This window comes from Pseudomonadota bacterium, from assembly GCA_026388275.1.
In the GTDB taxonomy this organism is placed as follows: Bacteria; Desulfobacterota; Syntrophorhabdia; order Syntrophorhabdales; family Syntrophorhabdaceae; genus JAPLKB01.
This window is the reverse complement of the sequence record JAPLKB010000003.1, coordinates 23,750-49,448: the sequence shown is the minus strand read 5'-3', so window position 1 is coordinate 49,448 and position 25,699 is coordinate 23,750. Positions and strand designations below refer to the sequence as shown.

Here is a 25,699-nt window from a genome sequence, read left to right as displayed (position 1 = left end):
TGTTGCCAAAGAGCACGCAGGGGAAATTATTATAACCCGGACCGGCTAATCCACATGTGAGAAAAAGAAACAAAGTCAAACAAACATGTATAGGGAGATTTATTTTCTGGGGAAGGCGCTATCATCGTTGGCTTCGTCATCTGCTCCTCCGACGTACTATTATAGTACGCCTACGTCGCCTCTTCCTTGCCGCCTCGATTTCATCCTTGATTTAGAATTGGAATCAGTCAACAGGTCACGGTTGATGTGCAAGAGCGCTTGCATACATATAAAAAAACGCCTTTCCCGGGGCAGGGAAAGGCGTTTTTTTATTAAAGGAGGTTGACTACCACTTAGGCATTGGCAGCTTTTTCGGGCTTTCCCAATCTTTCAGCGGATGCATCCACTTTGCACGATTTACAAAATCATCATGTGCAAGCGGCACCGGTGGGTGGCAGACCCACAGCGGGTCAAAGGCATCTTTTACTTTCAGGAGCCATTCATGGTAGTTAGGGCCGTATTTAGGTCCTGTCAGGTACAAAGGCTGGTGAGGTCCCAGCAGGGATGTATAGAATCTTTCTCTTATGTTCATCTTTGCAGTTTCAAGATAGAAGTGGTCAACACCTGTTGTGTCCTCATCCTGATCCCAGTAAACAAGGAATTCAGAGTAACCCTGATGCCCAAGCTCAAAACTCTGGAACCATCCAGGATCGCCGTTATCAGGCATAAGGGGCGGCGTATATTTTCTCTTGAGGTCTGCGTAGTTCTCTCCATGTTGTGTTGCCTGTGAAAGTGTTTCGATGATATAATCAACAGACACATAAGAGCCGCACATGAGCCACATACCTGCCGAATCGGCGTTTTTGATCCACGATTCATCGGAGGGTTTTGTGGGACGAGGAATACCGCCCAGTTCTGCCATAATATCGTTTAACACATTTTCATCGTACTGCATCTGCTCTTCGGAGGTAAAACCAACAAGAAGTACACGGACGATAAAGAAATTCTTGATTGTTTCTTCTGTTTCCTTACCCCAGATTTCCCAGAATTCCTCTTTGCATTCGGCCTTGGCAATAGCACGCCAGAAGAGCGGGACTTTTGTTACAGCACCGGCAATCTCAGCCTTGCCGATTTCAAACATGGCTTTTACCTGGGCTGCCTTGTTGGGCATCTGAAAGTTCACCCATTTGACGCGCTTTGGCGGCAGTGCAAGGGCGGTATTCGGTGCAATGCCTGTAGGCACAAGCGGTTCCGGCTGGAAAGGAAGTGTTTTTATTGCCATTTTTGTTACAATGCCGAGGCAGCCGCGAAGTCCGGTGAAGCCCCTTAAGAGTCCCCGCAGGTCAGGTCCGGGTCCATCGCCCCAGAAGGGATCATTTCCTTCTGCAAGAGAACCCATTTTGACTATTTCGCCGTCAGGAAGTACAAGCTCTGTCCCGAGGATACGCCTGTGTGGAAGACCTATTCTGTGGCTTAACGGGGACCAGCCGTCGCCGATCAGGTTCGCTATAGCTGAGGCCTGTGCTCCGCCGCCGCCGATAACAACATATGCGCCTTTGTTCAATGCTTCCTGCTGAATCGGGGAATAGATCACGCCGGAGCCTACGGTAATAAAAAAATGCTTTTCATCTATCTCAAAATCATTCATCCTTTTTAAATCGATAAGCAGCTCATTTTCCACATGGCAGTGGGAACGAGGTCCGTAAAAACCTGTGCTGTATGGTACATAAGCAACTTTGTAACGGTTGCATATCTTTACGATCTTTGAAACTTCTTCGGTAGTTCTCGGCATAACAACGGCACCGGGAATTGTGGTCATCACCTTTTCGTATCCAAGGCCGCTTTCGTATCCTCCAGGCCCTGACCGATACCCTTCGCATACTGCCGGGTCATCAGAGGTATACTTGGAACCTGCCACCACTTCTATTGCTTTATATGCTTGTTTTTGTATACTCATAGTCTGCCTCCTTATATTTCCGCTGCAGCAAGGATAATTTCAGTAATATCCATCACCTTCACATTGTCCCCGTTTTCTTCAGCTGCCTCACTGAAATTGCTTTTACACCAGGGGCAAGCAGATACGAGAACTTCAGCGCTCACTGATTTTACTTCATCAAGCCTGTGATTTGCCGCAAACTTTGCAAGGTCCGGAAATGCCTCTTTTGTACCTCTGCCGGCACTGCAGCAAAATGCGTTTTCTCTTATTCTCGGCATTTCAACAAACTTGGCACCGGGGATGGCATTTAATATGTTTCTTGACTGGGTGTATAATCCTGTTGCCCCGCGTCTTCTTTTAAGTGCGGGGCTTACCATACCCATCCATCCGCGCTCTCCGCTCCATGGTGTCCAGGGGTCTGAAAGCCGGCTTACACCGCATGCATCGTGGTAGGTAAAACGAACATCAACAGGCTTCGTCAATTTGAGTCTGCCGTTTTTAATTGCCTCATCGGCAACCTCAATCAAATGTACCACCTTGAAGCCAAGGTCTGATGTAGCAATATTCAACATCTTTGGATAATCGACCTTCCACATGCGATAACATTCGGCGCAGCTTGTTACCAAAGTCTTTGCGCCTGATGCCTTTACCGCATCTATGTTGCGTTTCGCAAGCTCTCTTGCATCGTCAATCATGCCGACTGAATAGAGGGTATTTCCGCAGCACCATTCATCCTTCATAAGCATGAACTTGCTGCCTGAAGCATTCAATATCTTTGCTGTTGCCTTTGCAATATTCTGATTTGCATAAGAGGCGGAGCAGCCTGCAAAGTACAACATATCTGCCTTCTCAGCAACTTTAATGTCTTTTGCGATCCATTTATTTCTATTTTCAGCTATTGAACCGAACTGATTATGTTTTGAGGCAATATTTTTTGCAATCTTCTTATGGGCCGGCATAGGGCCTGCTCCATCCTTTACGGCTTTAACCCTTAAAGCTTCGAGTGTCAGTTCTACTTCAAGGTCAAGATTACGCTTGCATCCCACATCACAGGCGCCGCACAGCGGGTCGGCGTAAATGATTTCAAGGAGCTTGTCGGTCCATTTCAGCTTTCCTTCGTTAACAGCCAGGCCTATTCTCATCTTCCCGAAGGCACCATAGGAATCGAAATCGTTCCAGAGATTGCTCGGGCACCTTGTGGAAAAATTTACACCCGGCATATAGGTATGTTCAACCCAATAACATCCCTTGCACTTAATGCAATGGTCCATGTCATAGACAAAATTGTTTAAATCGTTTACATCTAAAGCTACTTTAGTTTTTGGTGTATCATACATTTCATCTTTTCGCATCTTATCCTCCTTAGAAGCACAAATTGCCGGGGTTCATAATATTGTTCGGGTCAAATACCCCTTTTAACCGCTTCAGTGTCATGGTATAGCTGGCAGCGCGCTCATACACTATTGAGGCAAGAGCTCCATATGGCCTTGGAAAGAAAGCCCCTTCATTCAACAGGGCGTTTGCAGCGTCAATATAAAGATCAGCTACGAAAGCTTTTTCGTTTTCGTCTTCAGGGTCATAGAAGAAGCTGAATTCGACCTGGCATGCACGGTTATGCTCTATAGGCTGTATATAGCTTCCGATATCAGCTACAGGATAGCCATATCCGGCAGCTACTGTTTCCATAATATCCATGTACATCGGAACCTGATTCGGTTTGGTAATAAAGAAGAGGTTCTGGCACCCGCCTCTGACGGTGTTTTTCCAATAAGGAACGTCTGCGGGCCACGGTTTTCTCAACATAGGGAGAAGCTGTTTTCCAAGGCCGGGGAAACCGGGGAGGTTGTCTACCAGACCCATTTTCGGAAATTCATTTTTCAAAACCTGTGAAAGAAAATTTTCCTCATAGGCTATCTTTTCTTCCGGTCTTCTCATTAAGCCGCTTATAACCAGTATCAATGTCCAGGGGGGTAACTTGGCACAGAGGCTTTCAAAGTCTCCAAGTCCTTTGCCTGCAGCTATTGCAGCAAGATCCACATTATTGAGAAGGAGGCATTCCTGGCCTATTCTGCGAGGCAGGATCCGGTAGAGAAACTCCATTGCATAAGACAAGTCATTAACAGGGGCAAAATAGATTTTGTCTATCCTGGGAATTGACTCAGCCTTTAAGCTTGCCCATGTAACGATGCCCATTGTGCCCTGTGCAGCCTGGAAAAACCGGTAAAAATCAAGACCGGGTCCTGACGGGTTTGCTCCTCTTGATTTGGATTCAGGAAAACCATTAACACTTGCGGAACCGCATCTGAATAAGTCGCCATTCGGCCAGACAACTTCAATGGATTGCATTGGTTCGCCGTAATCATAAACTACATTTGTCGGAACTTCCCGCTCAAGTGTATCAGTGAGGGGAGAGCGGTTTCCCGGTGGAAGCAGCGGCATAATCGGCCTTAAACCTTTCTTTGCCAGTTCTGTCACAAGTTGTTCCCATGTTACACCTGCTTCAAATCTTACCAAGCGGTTATCTGTATCTATTTCCAGAATCTTGTTCATCCTTGATAGATCGACTACGACACCGCCCTGTTTGGGTATTGTGCATCCGTGAAAGTGTACCTTTGAGCTTACAGGAACCACAGGGATATTGTTTTCATTGCACCATGCAACAACTTTCCCTACTTCTTCCGAGCTTCCCGGCCATGCCACGACTTCGGGCATTCCAGGAGGAAGAAGGCTCTGATCCTGTGAATACTTTGAGCAGTCTGTTTTGCTGTCACTCACGTAATCCTTGCCAACAATTTTTGCAAGTTCATTCTTGGTTTGCATTGTACCTCCTTGTTCTTGACTTTTTTCTGCTTATTTTTTATTGCCGTAATTCTTCTACCAAAATTTGCCGCCCCTGAAATTCTTTTCTGAAATCTTATTAGTTTGACGGGGAATTGATTTGAATACCCACATGCTGTCCATTTATCCTTGATAACACACTGCGAATATTTAGTCAATACATTTATTATCAATTAATTGTCTATTATCTGGAATATTGTTCCACAAGTTGGTATAATAAATTTTGCTACTGCATAAATTAATATAAAGGTTTTATTTAAGGTGGAAATATGGGAACAAACAACTACCGAAGCAACCTGAGTGCTGATGAGAATGTGTTGATGTCTTTTGTAAGAGCAGCGGAAACATTTAAACGAGTGGTGTCATCCATTTTCAGGAAGCACAACCTTTCCTTTCCGCAGTATAATGTACTGAGAGTGCTGGATGCTTCTGGCAACGGCCAATGCAGGATAACTGAAGTAAGTCGTATTATGCTTGTCCCTGGCGCCAACATGACCGGAATTGCAAAGAGGCTGGAGAAAAATGGTTTTATCGTAAGAAAATCAGACCCTACCGATGATCGGGTAACCATACTTGAAATTACTTCAAAAGGAAAGACAACGCTTATAAGCATAGAAAATGAAAGAGACGAGTACATGCATGCAATGTTGAAGGATTTCGCTGATGAGGAAAAGCAAGAGCTCCTTGATAAAGTCAAACGTCTAATTAAAAACAGCAGGCAGATATCATAATGCCAAACAGAATTAATTATTCAGCACTGATTGTGAATTTTCATTAATGACTATCTGTGTTCCAGTGTCTCTTTTACCTTTATAAGGAAGTTATTTATTGTAAATGGTTTTTGAATGAAGTTCAAACCCTCGGTCAAAATACCCCGGTGAGCTATTATGTCTGAAGTATAACCGGACATATACAGGACTAGAATGCCTGGCTTCATTTTTTCGATCCGCTCTTTTAATTCCTTGCCGTTCATTATAGGCATGACTACGTCAGTGATAAGAAGGTGTATGTCCCCTTGGTATTTTTCGCAAAGCATGATAGCTTCTCCTGCCTGCCTTGCAGCCAGCACACGGTATCCGTATGTATTGAGAAGGTCTCTGCATATTGCCAGGATCTGTTCCTCATCTTCTACCACCAGGATTGTTTCGCTTCCTCTCAAGGCAAGCGGCGTTTCCCTTTCTTTTTCTTGAACAACCTCGCCTTGATAGCGTGGAAAGTATATCTTGAATGTCGTACCTATCCCGGGTTCGCTGGAAACATCAATAAATCCGTTGTTTTGTTTAACAATCCCGAAAATTGTAGAAAGACCAAGCCCTGTGCCTTTGTCCTCTCCTTTGGTAGTGAAGAATGGTTCAAATAAGCGCTCCAGTGTTTTATTGTCCATTCCTGACCCGGTGTCGCTTACTGTAAGGACAATATAATCGCCTGGTAAAGCTCCTATATGCCTTATGCAATATATTTCATCAAGGACAGTATTGCATGTTTCAATAATAAGTCTTCCCGTGTCAGGTATAGCATCGCGTGCGTTGACTGCAAGATTTACAAGTACCTGATCGATTTGGGAAAGGTCCATTTTTACCGGCCAGAGATCTGTTTGCGGAACAAACGTGAGATCAATGTCTTCTCCGAGAAGACGACGAAGCATCTTTTCGCTGTCGGCTATGATCTTGTTTAAATCCAATACCTTGAGTTCAATGATCTGCTGCCGAGAAAAAGCCAGCAACTGCCTGGTAAGGTCTGCCGATTTGCTTGCTGCCTTCAGCATTTGTTCCACTTTGAGATAAAGCGGATCTACAGGACTGAGTTCTTTTTTTGCCAGTTCACCATACCCGATGATAACACTCAGCATATTATTGAAATCATGGGCTACGCCGCCGGCCAATCTTCCCACAGCTTCCATTTTCTGGGCATGGAGAAACTGTGCTTGTAAGCGTTCCTTTTCTTCTTCAGCCTGTTTACGTTCAGTAATGTCACGTGCTGACGTAATCACAGCCTGGACATGTCCGTCACTGTCAAATTCCGGAATACAGAGCCAGTCAATCCAGGCACCAAGAGGTAATTGGAATTCCATACGTTGCACTGCACCTGTCTCAAAAACTTTTTTAAGAGTTTCCTCCCATCCTGTGATAAGTTCCTCGGGGAAACCTAATTCATGGAGTGTCTTGCCTATAAATACAGTGCGCGGGATACCCGTATTCTTTTCAACAATAGGGCTGACATATACGTGTCGTAATTCACGGTCAAAGCGCATAATTGTATCATATGAATTTTCAGTAAGGGCCCGGAACTGCTCCTCGCTCTTTCGAACCCCCTCCTCAGCTTTTTTGTATTCGGTTATATCGTTTGCCGTGCATACTACATACTCAACTTCACCCTTCTCATCCAGCTTTGGAGTTCTGGTAATGGCAAGAATGCGTTCCTCACCCCTGTTGTTTAATACCCATTCCTCAGTATATATCGGCTTTTTGGTCTCGAATACAATTCTGTTACCCTCCATAAATTTTTGAGCAACATGGGACAACAAAAACTCATTTAACTTTTTGCCTTCCATGGTATCCTTGGACAATCCCAGGAAATCTGCATGGGCCTTGTTTACGGCGCCATAGGTTTCGATATCGGTAAGATACCATAGTTGTGTAGGTATGGATTCCAGCAACAAAGTTTGCTCTTCGGATTTTCGTTGCAGCGCTCCTTCTATCCGTTTTTGCTCTGTAACATCGCGAATAAAGGAAAAAATATACTCCTTACCGGCAAAGTCACAGAAACTGCTCAAAACCTCTACCGGAAAAATTGTGCCGTCCTTGCGTCGATGTTGCGATTCGATCGCTCCGTAACGACGATGTCCTTTTAACTCTTCCCAGCTTTTTTCCCATGTTTCTGCGGACTGGAATTTTGGATCAAAATCATGTAATGTCATTTGCATAAGTTTTTCGCGGTCATAGCCAAGGGACTCACATGTTGCTTTGTTGACACGCACCACATGTGCGTTCCGGTCAAACCAGATCGTGGCCAGGCCTGAATGCTCGATTGAGAATTCGGCAAGCCGCAGTTGTTCTTCTGCCCGCTTATGTTCTGTCATATCCAGTATTGAAATGACGCTTGCCATATAACGACTGGCTTCATCATATATTACATTCACAAAAGAAATTGCTTCTATTACTTTTCCTGATTTTGTAATGTATCTTTTTTCTTGAACAAAATGGTCTATTTCACGACGTATAAGCTGCATGATCAGTGTCTTGCTCACATCGATATCTTCAGGATGTGTTATATCAGCGGCGCATAACTTGCCGATCAGTTCATCCTCTGTATACTCCAACAACCGGCAAAAGGCCGGGTTTACCTGGAAAAACTTGAGGTCGAGACCGGTGATAGCAATGCCATTGAGTGAATTATTAAAGATAGAACGGTAATAAGCGACGCTCTTTCGAAGGTTCTCCTCTGCCTGTCTGAGTTTTTTTCGCTCCTTTGCCTCCCGAAGTCCCCGCTCAACCGCCATTCCAAGTCGAACCAGACGGTCTTTGATCAAGTAGTCATCTGCCCCGGAGCGCATAGCCTCCACAGCAATCTCCTCTCCGATAGTGCCGGAGATCAGGATAAAAGGCAGATCACGGGTATTGGCCTTAACAATCTCTAAAGCCTCCAATCCGCTAAATTGAGGTATTGCATAGTCTGAAAGGATTATTTCCCAAGTTTTTTCTGCCAGAGCCTCTCGGAGCGATTCAGCGTTGTCAACCCGTTGCCATGTAACGGTATAGCCGAAGCGTTGAAGCTCAAACACCATCAATTCTGCATCTATCTCGGAGTCTTCAATGATCAATACATGTAAATCCTTCAGGGAATGTTCGGCCTCATGCTGAGTTATATTATTTGTCATTAATTCGCTCTCCTGTTCCTACCGGCGTTATATCAAGCGTGTATATGCGAGCTTAGACTGTTGATTTCTTTGTAGATAGAGGTACGCCTTCTTTTATCAAAATCAAGTATGCTATCAACAAAAGCAGAAATATATCCCTGTTCTTTAAGGGCTGATATGATCTTGCCGACAAGCATCCCAAGCTGGTCAGGGTTGGAATAATACAAATTATCAGGCGACCGAAAGCGGTTGAGCAAGCCCTCAACCATTGCGATAAAAATAGTCACGATTTTGGTCGGGATCAGTATACGCCTGCCCTGCAGTTCAAACTCCTTTATAATATTTTCTACAAAGGCTATGAGGCTTACGGTACTGACGTGTTCCAAAAGGTGCCGTATGTAAAAACAGAAGGTGTTGATGTATTTATCCACATCTTCAACATGGGATCCGAGCATTTCTTCAAAGTACATAGTTTCTACAACCTGGCGCAGGGAATGTTCTTTGGGCAGCAGGAGCTTCTTTTTCCCTTCATAACCTGCTTTTGGCAGGTATTCTTCGTGTTCGATATAATCAACACCCTTTTTGAATCCCGGGTTCGCATCGTCCGAATCAAAGAATTTTTGATCAATTGCAATGCCGGATATGTTCATTGTTGTTTCAATCGCATATGCCCTCAGATATCCATCGCCGAGGAAAGGAAGAATAAACCGGTTTTGTTCGGTCATGGCCCGTTCATGGTACCTTGTGACATCTCCCTTTGTGATGGCGCCTCTGAGCCAGAAATCATTGAGTATTCCCCATGTGTAGAACTCTTTTACGGTATCCCGGAACTTTTCAAATTCCAACGATATTATTATTATACTGTCGGACATAAGAAAGATTATTATTCCTGGGTCTTCGATATCGTTAACTTTATTTATTAATTTATCATATTTGCCTGAAAGATCTCCGGAAATGAAACGGGATGTAAAACCCAGCACATCTGCATAACATACGTAGGCATTTTCTATCATAGCTTAACTATCCCCTTGAATGGTTTTACTATTATATACAGGCGCCCGGCGCAAATCAATGCGGTTATAGTCTTCTATATTCCAGCATGACCGAAAAAATGAGCAATCTTTACATTTGTCCACTTTATTCTGCTCGATCAAATATTGTTTTCCTGTCATATCTGTAATATTTTTCTCCGTCATTTCAACAATGCATGGTGGGTCTTTTGATTTACAGCCATGCCTGTTATCACAGTTTATGCAGTATACTTTTTTTGGTTTGATGGCAGCTCCTTTCTGATAAATCAGAGTTTATAAAAATGTTTTTCTGAAAAACGGGTTTAATATCCTCCTTCAAGCCGGATTGAAAATCTCATCCACTCAATCTCCATACAGCCATTATTTCCCGTTCGAAGCTTAAAATCCTCAACAGTTATGGCACCCTGGCTGGAACGTCTGACAGCCTCTATGTCTTCATGTATTATTGACCTGCCAAGTGTTTTGGCATCTATTTTATTCCAACAACAAACAATATTTTCCCATTAGCCTCCGATAAATGTCAATATTTCGATATTAGCTTTTGCAGAAATTCCGCATATGTGATATAATATTAAATAAGCTGTCAAGTGGAAGCTAAAAAAATAAGTGGTGGATTCAGAACGCTAAACAGTCTTGACGCAAGGCAACAGTTGTTGTAAAATATGAATGACAATGAAGATATACACAAATTGGAATGCCCTTTTCCAGTAGAAGGGCATTTTTATTTTTGGAGTTGATAATGACAATAAATAATTTCCCTGAAGTAAAACAGATGATAGATGCAGGAATCGAGAAGGGCTATCTCACAATCGAGGAAATCAATGATTTCCTCCCTCATAACACCTTTTCTCCCGAAGACATTGAAGATGTATTAGACTTTCTTTCAGAATCCGATATCGACATAGTCGAAACGATGAAAGAAAAGGTTGAAACGCATGAAGAGGAAAGTCCGGATTGGCGAGAAACAGAAAGGTTACCTTCAGAAAAAACCGATAACATAATATGGGCCTATTTAAAGGATATCGGGCATGTTTCACTCCTCACACCTGATGAAGAAAACCGGATAGCAATAAAAATAGAGGAAATTGAAAGGAAGGCAAAGAATATTTTATTTGAATTGCCCCGGGCAGTGAATGAGCTTCACGAAATCGGTCTGAAACTAAAAGAAGAGTCCTTAAACATATTGGATGTGATCAACGATATTGATGAAATGAACTATACGCAAAAAGATGAGGAGCATCACAGAAAGAAAACCATATCCTCCATTAAAAATATAAAAAGTCTTCACAAGAAAAAAGAAGAAATTATAAGTAAACTGTCTGGCGCCCATGGAATAAGCAGGAAGGAGCTTCTCAAAGATATCCATAAGATCGAGGAAAAATTAGAAAATGTTCTGCTTAACCTGAAACTCAACAAGAAAGTCATTGTGGAAATCATTAGAAAGGTTACGCGGCAGATGAAGTTTATGGACGATAACGAGGCAGGCATCGTAAGAAAGAAGTTGACGGAACTGAGCGAAATTGACAACAAACTGAAAGCCGTAAAGAACAGGCTCGTTCAGGCAAACTTGAGACTTGTCGTTAACATTGCCAGGAAATACATGAACAGGGGTCTTTCCTTTCTCGACCTTATTCAGGAAGGGAATATGGGCCTTATGAAAGCTGCGGAAAAATATGATTATCAGAAAGGCTACAAATTTTCTACATACTCAACCTGGTGGATAAGACAGGCCATAACAAGGGCAATTGCAGATTATGCACGGACTATCAGGGTGCCGGTTCATATACTTGAAACTACTAATAAGATCAGCAAGGTTACCGTATCCCTCTTCCAGGAATTAGGGAGAAAACCTAATCTTGAAGAAATTTCATCAAAAGCAGACCTTCCCCTGGAGAAAGTCAGAAAAATTATGAAGATCTCAAATGGGACCGTATCAATTGAAACCCCTATCGGAGATGATGAATCCAAACTCGGTGATTTCCTTGCAGATCCAAAAGCCTCTTCACCATTTATGGAGCTTGTGGGAATATCTCTTAGGGAAGAGATAGACAAAGTTTTGTCAACCCTTACCCCAAGAGAAGAAAAGGTGATCAGGATGAGGCTCGGCATCGGCATGAGGGCCGATTCTACTCTGGAAGAAGTTGGTGATGCCTTTGGGCTTACCCGTGAACGTATCCGCCAGATTGAGGCTAAGGCGCTGAGGAAGTTGCAGCACCCGTCAAGGCGAAAGAGACTGGAAAGCTTCCAGGAATAAACAGCTTTTAGCATAAGGTATATACAACCCCTTGAAAGGCATTTGATTCTGTGTCTGCTTTTAAACCCCCTTCCTTTTTTATTTTATTTGTGCTATTTTTTATGTCAGTTTAATAGAAACTATATTATGAAGGTTTACGTGATGATATATACCCTTGTTAATTGATATATGCCCTTGAACGCCAGTTGGCGTTCATATGCAAACCTGTATTTGTCAGAAATTGCCGGGAGTAATATCTTGCTTTGATTTTATTTATTATGTGCTCCCTTGGCCGCAACTGGCAAGTGCCGGTAGCGGTTTTTTTTATTTATAAGGCTATCGTTAAGAAATAAATGTTGAATTTATACTGACATTAAGCAGGTGATGAATCGGATGAATATGAAAGACAAGAGAGCTCATCAAAAGATTGTGTATATGGACAATGCTGCTACGTCATGGCCAAAACCGCCATGCGTGGCTGATTCCATTGTCAACTTTATAAATGAAGTAGGCGCCAATCCCGGACGGTCAGCACACCGTTTGTCCATTGAATCCGGGCGCATTGTCTATACTGCACGTGAAGCAATTGCAGAACTGTTCGGCACACCCGATCCTCTACGTGTTGTTTTCGGGCTCAACGTAACAGAGGCGCTCAACCTTGCCATCCGGGGGCTTTTATCTTCAGGGGATCACGTAATCACCAGTAGCCTGGAACACAATTCAATGATGCGCCCATTGCGGGCAATGGAAAAGGAAGGCGTGGAAATAACCGTAGTGCAGTGCTCGAAAGAAGGTCTTCTTGACCCCGCAGATATCGAGAGGGCAATACGCCCCAATACGACATTAATTGCCTTAAACCATGCATCAAATGTAGTGGGCACCTTGCTGCCAGTCAGTGAAGTCGGCCATATTGCAAGAAAGCATGGTTTGTTGTTTCTGGTCGATGCTGCCCAGACAGGAGGTGCATATCCGATTGATGTGCAGTCATTCTCCATAGACCTGCTTGCTTTTACGGGTCATAAGTCTTTGCTTGGGCCTATGGGCACCGGCGGCCTGATCGTCGGGGAACGCGTTGATACAGCGCGTATGAAGCCTCTTAAGAGAGGAGGAACAGGCAGCTACTCGGAGCATGAAGAACAACCTGATTTTCTGCCCGATATCTATGAAAGCGGAACGCCGAATATGGTAGGGTTGGCAGGGCTGAATGCCGGTGTAAGGTGGATCATGGAGCACACCGTAGATGCAATCCGGGCACATGAAATGCTGCTGACCCAAAAAATGATCGATGGTCTGACAACTATACCGGGTATCACTATATACGGGAGCTGTGATGCAAGTTTGCAGGCACCGATTATCTCTCTTAATATTGCCGGGCTTGAACTGTCAGAAGCAGGGCTGCGCCTTGATGAGGAATATGGCATTCTGTGCCGTGTAGGATTACATTGTTCGCCTGCAGCACATCGTACAATCGGCAGGTTTCCAACAGGAACCTTGCGCTTTTCGCTGGGAATATTCAATACCGAAGAGGACGTAGATATTGCAATTGAAGCTATTGCCCGTCTTGCAAAAGAGGTATGATACCAATTTGCATTTTCCTATACTGCAAATGGTTTTTTAAAGTTTATTCGTTTCCTGAATGCTTTTGAAAGTCTTGTTTCTTGTGATCGATACTGCGTGTTTTTTAGTCTTAGATATAACGCTTCTTCATGAAATCCATGCTTTGCGGTTTTTGCCTGAGGTACAAACAACTTCCGAAACAAACACAGACAGCTTTTAACCATCAAAGTAGCTTTAAAACGGCAATGAATGACCTTAGATTAGGATTTTTCCTTAAGCTCATCCTCGTTATATATGGAGGTGTTAGTATGGAATAAAGATGCTACTATGACTTGCACGGCACTTTATCGCAAAAAATATCTTAAGTAAAGAGACTTTACGCCGATATGAAATAATATATATGTTTAACTAAAAAACAATCAAAAAAATTAGGAGGTTTGTAATGAAAAAAATCTTATGCGGCTTGGTAATGTTGGCGATGGTTATTTGTGGTGTTGTATACAATGTAAATGCCGCGACACTTGATGAAGCGAAATCAATGGCAGTGAAGGCCGCGGGATATGCCAAAGCGAACGGAATGGAAAAGGCGGCTGCCGAATTTAATAACCAGAACGGCCAGTTCAGAAAGGGCGATATTTATATTGTTATGATTGACTATAATGGTAAAGTTATTGCCCACGGCGGATCACCGGCACTTACCGGCACGAGCCTTCTCGACCAGAAAGACCCCAACACGGGAAAGTTTTTTGTCCAAGAGATGATCAGTACAGCAAAGAAAGGGAGCGGCTGGGTAACCTATAACTGGATGAACCCTGCAGCTAAGAAGGTACAACCTAAAAAATCATGGATCCAGAAGATAGAAGGTGTTGACGCTTTTACTATCTGTGGTATCTTCCAGTAATAGAAGTATGTGAGAAGATATCTGAAGATCAAGGATCTTCAGATATCTATCCTTTCGGGAGGGTTAAGTGATGAAGCAATGGCTTGGTAATCTGAAGATGACTACGAAACTCTTGGTCTCACCCGGGACGGCGGTTGCATTCCTGGTAATTTTTGGCATTGTCTCCACGTTCGGTTTCTTTAAGCAAAAATCTGTTCTCGATGATATCTATAACAACAGGTTCAATCATTACAAGATTAGCGCGGGTATTATAGCCGATCTCAGGGATGTCCATGCCAATATCTATAAATTGATGGGATGGATAACCTCCGGCTATGATCAGCAAAGGGTCGAAGGCTTCCGGAATGAACAGTTTGATAAGGTAAAAAAGATAAAAGACATCATAGGAGAAGTTTTAAAGAAAGTGAATCTTACAAAAACAGAAAAAGATGTTTTTAAAAAAACCTCGGAAGATGTGGCTAAATATCAGGACATTCTCCAAAAGGCCATGACGATGGACGTGGTTACAGCTACAATATTGATGAATCAGGCCGATGACACCTTCCAGGTCTTAAGCAAGGATCTGGATAAACTTGTCGAATATGAAAATAAACTGAGTAATGATCTGTACATTTCCGCAGGGAAGACCTTTCATTTTGTCCTTATTTTTGCGGCTATTGTTTTACTGGCAGCATTAGTTTTCTCATACGCGATTAATATGGTTATGAAAGCTATTATACTTTCTCCGATACATAAGACGGTAGATGTCATTGAAAGCGTTGCCCAGGGTGACCTGACCCAAAGGATTGACGTCAATACCCGGGACGAAATAGGTGAGATGGCCACACATTTCAATGCCTTTGTTGAGAAACTCCATGACGCCATTGTGCAGGTTGCCGAAAGCAGCAACGAAGTCTCTTCCGCGGCCGGTATGCTTGACAGTGCCACGGAACAAATGGCAACCGGTGTTGAGGAAGCGGCAATGCAGGCCAATTCGGTCGCCGCGGCAAGCGAGGAGATGTCTAAAACCTCTTCAGAGATAGCCCAGAATTGTGTTATAGCAGCCAAAAGCTCTGAAAAGGCAAATACTTCCGCTACTGATGGCGCGACGATCATACAGGAAACAATCCAGGTCATGAACCGCATCAATGACCGGGTTCGGGATTCAGCGGAAGTGATTAAGGGTCTTGGCGTGCGTTCCGATCAGATAGGTGATATTGTCGGTCTTATAAATGACGTGGCAGACCAGACAAACCTCCTTGCTCTTAATGCTGCTATTGAAGCTGCCCGGGCTGGCGAACACGGCAGAGGCTTTGCTGTAGTAGCCGACGAGGTGAAAAAACTTGCCGAAAGGACAAGCAAAGCCACAAACGAAATCAGGGAAACCATCCACGCCATGCAGTCCGAGACGAAGAAGGCAGTTCGTTCTATGGAAGAAGGAGTGACTGACGTAGGACTGGGAACAGTCGAAGCAGCAAAATCAGGAGATGCACTGAAAGATATCCTCCACCAGATTAATACAGTGTCCTCCGAAATAAATCAGATCGCCGTGGCATCCGAACAGGAAACGGCATCAACGAATGAAATAGCATCGAGCATACAGCAGATTTCAACAGTGGTTCAGGAGACCGCACACCGTATCCAGGAAAACTCTCAGGCCTCGGCGCAACTTGCCGGTCTTTCAAAGACACTGCAGGGTATGGTAGGACAGTTTAAAATATAAACATAGCTGGAGGGATGTTCATCGGGCCCGTACAGATTATCGGGCCCGTACAGATTGCTTCCATTTAACGACCAGGATAACTATCACGTCAGATGCAAAATATGCCCACTGGGCGACAATAACCGGAGAGGGTAGACGGATCGCAGGTCTTGTTTCTTGCACGTTTGATGTTGGTAAATAAAGTCAACATTTCCCCCCGTAATCCACGATTACAGTCAAAAGGCCATATACTTGATATGCAGGTGCAATTAACAAGGAGCCAATAATGAATAGAAAGGATGGCCAACCGACCAATAAAAAAGGCAGGGTAACATGATCCTGCCTTGATAATTGATCGTTTATGATTACTTCCTGAATCTTCTCCTTATTACTGCAAGACTGGCAAGACCGGGAGCAAAAAGAAGCAATGCTGAAGGAATGGGAACAGGGTTATAGAGACTTTTTACTTCAGATGCAGAGAGAGCGTTGTCATAGATCCGGACTTCGTCTATTGTCCCGCCGAAAAACTCCCCGTAATACGAAAATTGACTTCCTAAGCGGGTATAATCTCCGCCAGTTGTTGAGGTGATGGCTCCATCATAAGTTGCGGCCCATTTTCCATCAATAAACAATTTTGATTTTCCGGCAACAGCATCCACAGTAAATGCGTAATGATGCATAAGACCATCGGATGGGAATGCCACACCGGTGGGCCACGAGTTGTCGCCGACGCGAACCCCTCCCCACGGATCGTGTCCAATGTAGAATCCTGGACCTCCGGAATAACCCTGTGAGATCATCTCAGCGTAATCGGTTTTCGGAAGGCTTTCAGCGGCGAAGAGCGCTACGGTGTAACTGCCCGATGTCGGGACTAGCCTTTGGCTGTACTGTACATAGTCGTTGCTCCCGTCAAGGTGCAATACGCCGTAAGCAACGGATGCGCCGTTTGTGAGTGTCCCGTTTGCGCCGCCGACCTGGTCAGAAGCGTCTGTTGTAAATGAATAATAGTGGATCATGCCTGCATAACAGGGTGATGTTAACATACACAGCGCGAAAAAGACCGTAAAAATAAGTTTCATAGGTTTCCTCCACAGACAGTATGGCTTTATCAGAATTATTTGACATTGTATTACAATATAAATTTATTGTCTGTAGGATATGTTATACAATGTATGTAAGTTAAGTACGACAATTATTGTAATATAATGGCAAGATATGGTTACATTTTTAAATTTTCTACCTTTGAATATTCTCAGAACCCATAAGTATACTTGCTTTCAAAGCGTAGTTCTTGGCTTTCTCAACTACATTAGGTACGGCTCCCACGTCTTTGCCACTCTTTTGATATATCCTTCAGGAAGTTTTTTTACAATATCATTATGACCGGGAAGAAGTATATCAACCTTCAGTTCAGCAAGCAGATAAAGGGATTTTTTCAATTCTTCAGGATTTGCACCGAAAAGATCAAAACGGCCTATAGCATTATCTGCATATACCACATCGCCTGGAATCAACACTTCCAAAGAAGGACTATAAAGGGCTATGCCTCCCATCGAATGTCCGGGTATATGGATTACTTCCCAGATCATGTTGCCTATTTCCAGGATTTCGCCTCCTTCGAGCTTGCGTTCAACTTTCAGGGTAAAAGAGTCAGGTTTCAGACCGAATTGCATCTGGCACATCCCCTTAAACTCATTCATGCCGTATACACCCCTGTCATCGCCTTTTTCCAATAAATCGGCTTCAGACTTATGCACCCAGAGCTCGGCATGGGGGATATTTTTTTTGATCTCGGAGAAGCAGCCAATATGGTCTAAATGAGTATGTGTCATGATAATGCGCTTGATTGCCGAAAGTTCAATCCCCATTTTTTGAATAGACTGAATCTTATAAGCACCCTTTCCAGTCAGTCCTACATCAATAATTGAAAGGTCATTTGATGACGGCTCACCTATCACATAGACATGAGAATCGGGAAGGAATTCATCCTGTCCCTGAATAAAGTAAACTCCGTTTATTATATTAGCCATGTATCACCTCATTTTAAGCTTTTCAGTGTGCTATTTTACGTTGTTGCTCATGGACAGGTCAAGGGAATTCTTCTTGCCGTTGTTAGCACTTATTCTTTTGGAGTTACAAAGGATTTCGTGTTATAATGAGCCGCTTGTAATAAATGAACTATCCTGCCGCAGGTGGAGGATATCAAAGACAAAGCCGGCAAATTTTTTCAGCAAACTTTGAAAAATCTACCCGCTTAGACTAGAGAAAGGCTATCAATGATGGAACAACCTTTGTTTGAAAGAATTATTCAAGACATAAAAGCATCAGATAGTATGGATGACATCATCAATGCGTTCCAACAGCTATCGAAAGACGATAAGATAAAGCTCCTGATATCCTTGAAAGACATAAAGAATGAAAATGCGGGTGTTTATCTTAACGCTCTATATGCCGGTGAAGCGGATAAGGACATTCAGAAACAGATAAGAAAACTGCTCTTTGTTCTGAAAACAATGGGGATGGACGTAAAAGAGCCGACGATGACAGGGGAGCCGGTTCTGAAAAGGGTTGAAGAAATAAGGGAACATAGGGCACTTCTGTCCAACTATGATATTGAGCATTTGAGATTGATAGTTGCATCCTATGAGTTAAAGAAGAATAACTTCATATTTTTCAACGCTGCCATACATTTTTCCAATGGACTTTTTAAACTGACAAGCGGGCCTGTCAGTAAAGCCGGACTCAGGAATATCATGAAGGAACATCCTGGAGACTCAAAGGGAAACATGACCATGGTTGATATATCTCCCATATACGCAGGCTATTTGCTGGAAGAGGCTGCTGCACGATCAGGCAAACATAAAGAAGAGGCAAACAAACTGAACCAGTTTATTACACACATAACAGATAATATAAGGAAACCAAAGGATATATATGACCTCATAATTCCGGAAACGACACGGTCTCTGCCTGTAGAAAGGATATTGCAGCATCCCGTGTTCGAGCCTTTTTCTCTTGAATGGAAGAACCTTGAGGAAGATAAAAAGACATATAACAGCATCGGAGATGGTTCAACCATTATACTGCCGCCCTATATGGTTGAAGAAAAAAAACATGCATTCATAGAAAAGCTCCTTGAATTGGAAGAGCTTAAATCGAAGAGCCCCCTCATAAAGAGACTGCTGGAAGACTATGCATATATTTTTCATGGTCTCAATGAATTTCCCTATTATAAGGGACTAATCGAATGCCTTCAGGATATGGATGCCCCTCAAAATGCGTTAACTTATTTTATTACGAAGGCCCTGGACAAATCGAAAGCAAAACAGTCGGGCCTTATTAAAAGCCCCTATGGGTAAATTTATTCCGAAAGATACCTTTTTTAAAAAGGCAAAACAAGACGGCTATAGAGCGCGAAGCGCCTATAAATTGAAAGAGGCACTTGATAAATTTCATATTATAAAAAAAGGGGATAAAGTCCTGGACATCGGGTGTGCGCCCGGCAGCTTTATGCAGGTTATTTCCGGTATTGTCGGACAGGAAGGCGTGGTAATAGGCATAGATATACTGCCACTGAAACCATTACATGCTGTTAACACAATAACCGTTACATACGATATTAAAGATATCAATATAAAAGACCTCCTTGACAAACATGCCCTGAAACACTTTGATGTTATTACCTGTGACATTGCACCGAACATTACCGGTATACGTGAAGTAGACAATAAAAACATCGAGGAGTTATATTATGCTGTTTATGATATCCTGCTGAATGGGCTTAAGAGGGGTGGAGACGCTTTTTTGAAATTGTTTTTTTCTGATGCTTTCAGCGATATAAGCTTGAATCTGAAAAAACTTTTTAAGAAGGTTACTGTATTCAAGCCTGTTGCCTCAAGGAGTGCCAGCTCGGAAATCTACCTTGTATGTTTTGATAAAAAGCAGCTGTGTAAAAAGGATTAAGTATGTAATATTATTATGCGATAAACATAATGAGAATGATTATGCAATCTTTTAATTTAATAAGGGGGAAAGCATGAAAATCGAACAAAGTGTATGGAAGGAGGATGCAGGATGTTTGTCGCCGGTGCCTGCAGGGGGACTCAAAAGAGATGCACAACTGGTTTTTGTGTTCGGAACAACGGCAATTCTCGAAGATATTAAAAGATTTCAGGAAATAAAAGAATTATACCCCGAAGCACATATTTTCGGTTGTTCAACTGCCGGAGAAATATGTGGCGCCAGGGTGCATGATAAAATCACAGCATATCTTTAAGTTTCATATAATCTACTTTCCCTGTACCGAGCTTCGGAATTTCCTTTAAAAACCGTATATCTTTAGGACAGGCAAGATCCGAGAAGCCTCTTGTTCTTAGTTTTTCCCTTGTGATTTTTAAATCTATCTTTTGATTATTGGTAATAAGAATGAGTTTTTCACCCTTCCTCTCATCGGCAACTGCCATGACAGCTATATCTTTTCGATCTCCGAAGTCCCTTACCAGAGCTTCTTCAATGGCGGTTAAAGATATCATCTCGCCGCTTATTTTCGAAAACCGTTTTAATCTCCCCACTATTTTTAGAAAACCGGTTTCCGTTATTTCAACGATATCACCTGTATCATACCAGCCCTGATCTTCGATGAGGTATTTCAGATTCGCCTTTTCATTCTTAAGATATCCCTTCATTACATTTTTACCCCTCACATAGAGCCTGCCCACATGTCCGTTCTTGCTGTCCACGCCTTCAACAGGCGCAAGTTTATGTTCTATGCCGGGCAGTATCTTCCCTACAGTCCCATGCTCATATTCAATTGCATTATTTATACTGACAACCGGCGAACATTCTGTGACCCCATAACCGGACATTACACGTATACCGTATATTCTGGCATACCTCTCAAAGACTGCATCGCTTAGCGCCTCAGCGCCGCAGAATAAATAACGCATGGTATGGAAATCATAAGGGTGAGCTTTTTTACTGAATCCGTTTAAAAATGTGTTTGTACCCATTAATATCGTGCACCCCTGGTCATAGGCAATCTCCGGTATTATCCTGTAATGCAAAGGGCTCACATAGAGAAACACTTTCGCACCGGCAAACATAGGCAGGATAGTTCCGACAGTAAGTCCGAAGCTATGGAACATAGGAAGCGCATTCAAAAAATAATCGCTCTCTCTTAAATCTATCCTTGAGAGTGCCTGGTGAATATTGGAAATAATATTTTCGTGGGACAGGCAAACCCCTTTGGGCACACCTTCAGAGCCTGATGTATAGAGGATAACTGCCGTTTCTTTATGTTCATCCGGTAAAATCCTGGAAAATGATCCTGGAAAAGTGCTTCTCCACAAACCGAGCAATTTATCTCCAAGACATATTTCCTGTTTTATATCATCTATAAAGATAAGTTTTTTCCCTTCAAAAACAGCGTAATCAAGTTTTATTGTTTCCATAAATTTGCGTGACGTCACAATAATGTTCAAGTCGCCAAGCTCCATTGCATGTTTTAGTGAAGCAGGTCCGCTTGAGTAATTTAGAAATACGGGGACCTTTCTGAAAAGCTGTAAGCCCATGAAAATCAAAGCAGTTGCCGCAAGGTTTGGAAGCAGCATTCCTATATTTTTATCCGGAATGTGCGAAAAACGGCTGCCGAGGATAAAAGCACCTGCCAGTGCCCTTTTATAGCTCACCTCAACCTTAGTTACATCTTTATAAAGTATCCGGTTTCTGTGTTCTTTACAGACTCTTATAAATTCATGCCTTAAAGTAGAAGACCTGTTGTATGTCTCGTAGGATATATTACAGAGGAGCATGTAGATAATTGCTGCAGCCTCTTTTTTCCGGTTCCGCTGCGGCAGACCTTCAACATCTATGGGCCCATGCAATTTACCTATACTCATCGTTATCGGTGCGAAAATCCTTTTCCTTCCCTGCTTCTTTGACAAAATCGTTGAAAAGGTGCCCTTGAGACAAATCGGGAGTATTTTTGCTCCTGTCTTATAAGCAGCAAAACCTGTACCTTCATAGATTTTCATAATGCCGCCGGTTCTTGTTATGCGTCCTTCAGGAAAAATAAGCAACGGCGTACCTTGATTGACCTTTTCTATTACCCCTTTCAGCGAATATGGGTTCATCGAGTCTATTTGGACAGTAAATGAATTTTGCATAAAGGGCTTTAGCAGTTTTTCCTGTGCCCTTATTCTGTCAACAATGATCTTGAATTTTAAATCTAGATAAGTCCAGATAATCAGTCCGTCAAGCAAGCTCGCATGGTTTGAAATGATAATCAGTTTATCCGGGTTTCTCGGTATGTTTTCAATGCCTTCAATATTAATGTTATGGAAAAACCGAAAATAGAGCCTGAACAAAGCCCTTGCGCTTTTTTCCAAAACAATGTTCATTTGACTACTCGCTACCCCGGATGTCTGTCTCGATTATCTTATTTTCGGAAAGAGTTGTTTTAACATATAACCGGGTAAAGTAGTATGTTGCAATGAGGAGAGCATAATAAGTGAGGCAAGATGAAAGGATGAACCCGATGAGATATGGAATGTGAATGATAGTCTTGCAGATATAAAGAATGATGAGAGCGCTTATATAACCTCCCGTGTAAGGGATGAACACCTCTTTTATTCCATTGAGAATTTTGTCGAATTCAAGCGCTTTTCTGAAATCGCTTTTTTCAGAGAATGCAGCAAAGGCAAAGGGAATGAAAAAAGAACACAAAAAGAGGGCAAGATAGGATAGCTTGATAAGTATGTTTCCAAAAAAAGCTGTTATGCTGGTTAAGGTTGTAAGAAAGAACCCGAAAGAGAAAAGAAAAAATGGTATGGCCTCATACAGTATAAATACAAAAAGGAGTTTTACCCCTTCCATCCATATCTCGCTTTTCTTTTCCCATACAGGAAGCCCGATGCTGCCGATCATAAGAAGCCTCGAAGTCTTTGCCAGGTAACCAAGTGAGAAAAAATTAAGGGCAGGGATATAGAGGATGATACCACCAAACATCCACCGTGTAATGAATTGTGTATTTAGCGTAAATTGTATGAAGGGAATAAGTTCCATCTTATCTGCCTTTCTTCATAATGAAATCCAAAAGAGATTCCTGTGTGTAGCCGGTCATACCGCCATCCATTGTTATAGTCTCTCCGTTTACATATCGGGCATTGTCTGAAGCAAGAAAAAGTACTAAAGATACAAGTTCTTCTACATTGCCCATTCTGCCGATGGGTGTCCTTTTCGAGAGGTGGTCCACAAAAGCTTCTTTTTTTATCAAACCCTCGTTCATGCCGCCTTTCATAAAACCCGGTGCTACTGCACAAGTAGTAACGCCGTATTTTGACCATTCATAGGCAAGGGATCTTGCCATTAACATTAGGGCAGACTTGCTGATGGCATAAGGCAGGAAGCCCTTTTCCCCTAAAAGTGCAACCTGTGATGCAATAAATAGAATTCTTCCCTGTTTCTGCTCTATCATTTTTCTGCCGAAGATCTGAGTCACATAGAAAGTGCCTTTCAGATTTACATCAATTGTCCTGTCGAAATCATCTTTTTTCATCTTTTCTGATATTACAAGGGGATTGACAATACCTGCGTTATTTATCAATACATCAATTCTACCCCACGTTTCAAAAACCTTTTCAGCTATACCTTCCATCTCATCATAGTTTGTAATATCCGCATTAAAGGCCATCGTCTGTTTGTCTTTAAACTCTTCTTCAAACTTTGCGACAGACTCTTTATTTCTTCCGTTTACTCCCACAAAAGCGCCCTCTTCAAGGAAAGCCTTTGCCATTGCCTTTCCAAGGCCCTTTGCGCCGCCTGTAATAAATACAACTTTATCTTTGAAATTCATATATTACCTCCGAATAGTTTTTTTATCCTCTTATCAAAAAGTCCTATAAGGGCTTCGTTATCCTCTATGTTCAGGCCTGTTACTTTTTTCCATACATCATCCCTCTCCATGCACAGGTAGACAAAAAGATCTTCCTCTTTGTCCTTCAAAAGATCATAAAGCATCCGGTACACTTTTATTCTCTCTTGTTTTATATACCTGTATTTTCCGTCTTCACCCCGTATAAACTCGCCGTAGAGCAGGTTTGTCCTCCCTTCTTCGATGAAGCGGTCAAGGAGTTTCGGAGGGAAACGGAGCAGCCCCATGCTGACCCATATAACCTTCTTCAGGTCAAGTATCCTGCCTATGTCATTTATGAGGTATTCATAATCTTTTTCGAATCCTTCATAGATGATGACAGGATCAAAGTGGAGTCCAACAAAGCACCCCAGTTCCTGAGCCTTTCTTGCCGCCCGCAGCCTTTTGTAAAGAGGGCTTGTCCGCTTCTCCTCTTTGTTGATTATATTTTGTGGCGCCAGCGAAAAGGAGATAACCGTATAAGGGTTCAGGTATGGAACAAGGTGCGTGATGTATGCCCATTTTGATTTTAATTCAAGGAGAGCCTTTTTCGTTTCGCCGAAAAATTCAATGAGGGGACGGTTGAGCCCAAGCTTATGGTCAAGAGCAAGGCTGTCGGATAACTCGCCCGTGCCGAATCTTAATATGTGATCTGTTTCAGCATTAATCGCTATCTTGATCTGGGATATGATATAAGGGATATCTTTATTGATTTTTATATAAGGGGTATTTATATAGGCCTTCAAAATACAATATGAGCAGGACATTACACAGCCTTCAATGAGGTCAATCGTTTTGTATCCACAGCATATGTGATATTTTGTACCCGGACAATCCCTTACAATATTGCCTTTTGCCTCTGTAAAATTAACCTTTTGTAAGATCAAGTATATTCCTTATAAATCCTCTGTCTAAGATATTGTTGAGCTTTTCAATAGCATCTTTTGCTTTATCTTCTGTTTTTGCCCTGATTACAATATCAATATATCCTTTTTCAAAAAAAGGGTCTACCTTTATGTCAATATCAGGGGGGAGTGCACATTGGAGCTTTATTTGCTTCAATTCTTCTTCAAGAGATACAAGGATCGGGTTCGTGATATTTTTCAGTCTTTTTTTCAGTTCCTGTGTTTCAGTTCCATCTTTTAACGAATTAAAATCAATACTACCTTTTTTTATCTTCACGAGATTGAGCAATTCGAGGATTTCTCTTATAAAGCTTTCAGTTGTGTGTATTGCAGTAAGCATATCAATAATGCTTGTCCGCTCTTCAGTGTTGAAACGCATCAGCATTTCAACCTGCTTCATCGCGAGGTTTTTTTTGATTGTGAATGCTTTAAAGGTGTCTTCCATGTTGGCAACGGCAGTAAGCCTTTCAAGGATTTTTTCATGCGGATCAAGGGATAACAGTATCATTGTTTCATGAATTTCAGCCAATGAAAATCCTGCATGAAGCATCCTCTCAATACCGTGAGCCTTTTCAACAAGATTCAACCCTCGTTTTATGTTGTCGTGAATGGCATAAAGTAAAGCGTCTTTTTCACTGATATTAATAATTACAGAAGGAATTTTTGTAAAACCGGCCTGTATTGCCGATAAGACCCTTTTAAACCCGTTTATAACAATGTAAGGCGTCGTATCAAGAAGCATTACAGGTTGGATAATCCCGACTTTTTTAATAGATGAAAACAGGGTATCATCCTGTGTGGGGTATGAAATGCAGAACCTTCTGTCGTTTATGTTTATATGGTCAATGTCTGTAGTTTTCATAGCTTAAGTGT

The 25,699-nt window shown here is 42.4% G+C and carries 20 protein-coding genes; 8 read left to right on the top strand and 12 right to left on the bottom strand.

Annotation, left to right across the window (positions count from 1 at the left end):
• Positions 1-325: 325 nt before the first annotated feature.
• From NT010_00520 to NT010_00510, 3 genes are read right to left on the bottom strand one after another with little or no spacing between them, the layout of a single operon-like run.
• Entirely contained in the window at positions 326-1,936 is a 1,611-nt protein-coding gene (locus tag NT010_00520) for an FAD-binding oxidoreductase (GenBank protein ID MCX5804540.1), read from the bottom strand.
• Positions 1,937-1,947: 11 nt separating this feature from the next.
• Positions 1,948-3,267 carry a (Fe-S)-binding protein gene (locus NT010_00515; protein MCX5804539.1) on the bottom strand — a complete coding sequence of 440 codons (1,320 nt, stop codon included), beginning with the start codon at positions 3,265-3,267 and terminating at the stop codon, positions 1,948-1,950.
• Between the two features lie 10 nt (positions 3,268-3,277).
• Positions 3,278-4,735 (bottom strand): FAD-binding oxidoreductase, encoded by a 1,458-nt coding sequence (locus NT010_00510; GenBank protein ID MCX5804538.1) that lies wholly within the window; start codon positions 4,733-4,735, stop codon positions 3,278-3,280.
• 287 nt (positions 4,736-5,022) lie between these two features.
• On the opposite strand from NT010_00510, the gene NT010_00505 reads away from it, so the two are divergent.
• On the top strand, positions 5,023-5,484 hold the full coding sequence (locus NT010_00505) for a MarR family transcriptional regulator (GenBank protein MCX5804537.1): 462 nt from the start codon (positions 5,023-5,025) through the stop codon (positions 5,482-5,484).
• Between the two features lie 50 nt (positions 5,485-5,534).
• Here the strand turns inward: NT010_00505 and NT010_00500 are convergent, their stop codons facing one another.
• Both NT010_00500 and NT010_00495 read right to left on the bottom strand, forming a co-directional pair.
• Entirely contained in the window at positions 5,535-8,630 is a 3,096-nt protein-coding gene (locus NT010_00500) for a PAS domain S-box protein (protein MCX5804536.1), read from the bottom strand.
• Between the two features lie 32 nt (positions 8,631-8,662).
• Entirely contained in the window at positions 8,663-9,622 is a 960-nt protein-coding gene (locus tag NT010_00495; GenBank protein MCX5804535.1) for a hypothetical protein, read from the bottom strand.
• A 757-nt stretch (positions 9,623-10,379) separates the two neighbouring features.
• Between NT010_00495 and NT010_00490 the strand changes: the two genes are divergently transcribed.
• The 4 genes from NT010_00490 to NT010_00475 all read left to right on the top strand — a co-directional run bounded on the left by NT010_00490 (position 10,380) and on the right by NT010_00475 (position 16,033).
• A complete protein-coding gene (locus NT010_00490; GenBank protein ID MCX5804534.1) occupies positions 10,380-11,894 on the top strand; it encodes a sigma-70 family RNA polymerase sigma factor in 1,515 nt (504 codons plus the stop codon).
• 378 nt (positions 11,895-12,272) lie between these two features.
• Positions 12,273-13,451: an aminotransferase class V-fold PLP-dependent enzyme gene (locus tag NT010_00485; protein MCX5804533.1), complete on the top strand. Its 1,179-nt coding sequence runs from the start codon at positions 12,273-12,275 to the stop codon at positions 13,449-13,451.
• 421 nt (positions 13,452-13,872) lie between these two features.
• Entirely contained in the window at positions 13,873-14,331 is a 459-nt protein-coding gene (locus NT010_00480) for a cache domain-containing protein (GenBank protein ID MCX5804532.1), read from the top strand.
• Positions 14,332-14,401: 70 nt separating this feature from the next.
• Positions 14,402-16,033 carry a methyl-accepting chemotaxis protein gene (locus NT010_00475; protein MCX5804531.1) on the top strand — a complete coding sequence of 544 codons (1,632 nt, stop codon included), beginning with the start codon at positions 14,402-14,404 and terminating at the stop codon, positions 16,031-16,033.
• Positions 16,034-16,377: 344 nt separating this feature from the next.
• Here NT010_00475 and NT010_00470 read toward each other — a convergent pair whose 3' ends face one another.
• Together NT010_00470 and NT010_00465 are read right to left on the bottom strand one after the other, a co-directional pair.
• On the bottom strand, positions 16,378-17,091 hold the full coding sequence (locus NT010_00470; protein ID MCX5804530.1) for a hypothetical protein: 714 nt from the start codon (positions 17,089-17,091) through the stop codon (positions 16,378-16,380).
• Between the two features lie 225 nt (positions 17,092-17,316).
• Positions 17,317-18,042, bottom strand: a complete 726-nt coding sequence (locus NT010_00465) for an MBL fold metallo-hydrolase (GenBank protein ID MCX5804529.1) — start codon at positions 18,040-18,042, stop codon at positions 17,317-17,319.
• A gap of 246 nt (positions 18,043-18,288) precedes the next feature.
• Here NT010_00465 and NT010_00460 point away from each other — a divergent pair, with 246 nt between their 5' ends.
• From NT010_00460 to NT010_00450, 3 genes are all read left to right on the top strand, one after another.
• On the top strand, positions 18,289-19,371 hold the full coding sequence (locus NT010_00460; GenBank protein ID MCX5804528.1) for a hypothetical protein: 1,083 nt from the start codon (positions 18,289-18,291) through the stop codon (positions 19,369-19,371).
• Positions 19,364-19,975: an RlmE family RNA methyltransferase gene (locus NT010_00455; protein MCX5804527.1), complete on the top strand. Its 612-nt coding sequence runs from the start codon at positions 19,364-19,366 to the stop codon at positions 19,973-19,975. Before NT010_00460 ends, NT010_00455 begins: the two co-directional genes overlap by 8 nt.
• Before the next feature lie 73 nt (positions 19,976-20,048).
• Positions 20,049-20,288 (top strand): hypothetical protein, encoded by a 240-nt coding sequence (locus NT010_00450; GenBank protein MCX5804526.1) that lies wholly within the window; start codon positions 20,049-20,051, stop codon positions 20,286-20,288.
• Here the strand turns inward: NT010_00450 and NT010_00445 are convergent.
• Genes NT010_00445 through NT010_00425 form a run of 5 tightly spaced genes read right to left on the bottom strand, consistent with a single transcriptional unit; the run spans position 20,272 to position 25,688 of the window.
• On the bottom strand, positions 20,272-22,410 hold the full coding sequence (locus tag NT010_00445) for an AMP-binding protein (GenBank protein MCX5804525.1): 2,139 nt from the start codon (positions 22,408-22,410) through the stop codon (positions 20,272-20,274). The two genes, NT010_00450 and NT010_00445, sit on opposite strands and share 17 nt — an antisense overlap.
• 4 nt (positions 22,411-22,414) lie before the next feature.
• The gene (locus tag NT010_00440) at positions 22,415-23,074 is read right to left on the bottom strand and encodes a DUF4013 domain-containing protein (protein MCX5804524.1); all 660 of its coding nucleotides are present in this window, start codon (positions 23,072-23,074) and stop codon (positions 22,415-22,417) included.
• Position 23,075: 1 nt separating this feature from the next.
• A complete protein-coding gene (locus tag NT010_00435; GenBank protein MCX5804523.1) occupies positions 23,076-23,864 on the bottom strand; it encodes an SDR family NAD(P)-dependent oxidoreductase in 789 nt (262 codons plus the stop codon).
• Positions 23,861-24,808, bottom strand: a complete 948-nt coding sequence (locus NT010_00430) for a hypothetical protein (GenBank protein MCX5804522.1) — start codon at positions 24,806-24,808, stop codon at positions 23,861-23,863. The genes NT010_00435 and NT010_00430 overlap by 4 nt, the downstream gene beginning before the upstream one ends.
• Positions 24,789-25,688: a ParB N-terminal domain-containing protein gene (locus NT010_00425; protein MCX5804521.1), complete on the bottom strand. Its 900-nt coding sequence runs from the start codon at positions 25,686-25,688 to the stop codon at positions 24,789-24,791. Before NT010_00425 ends, NT010_00430 begins: the two co-directional genes overlap by 20 nt.
• Positions 25,689-25,699: the final 11 nt, after the last annotated feature.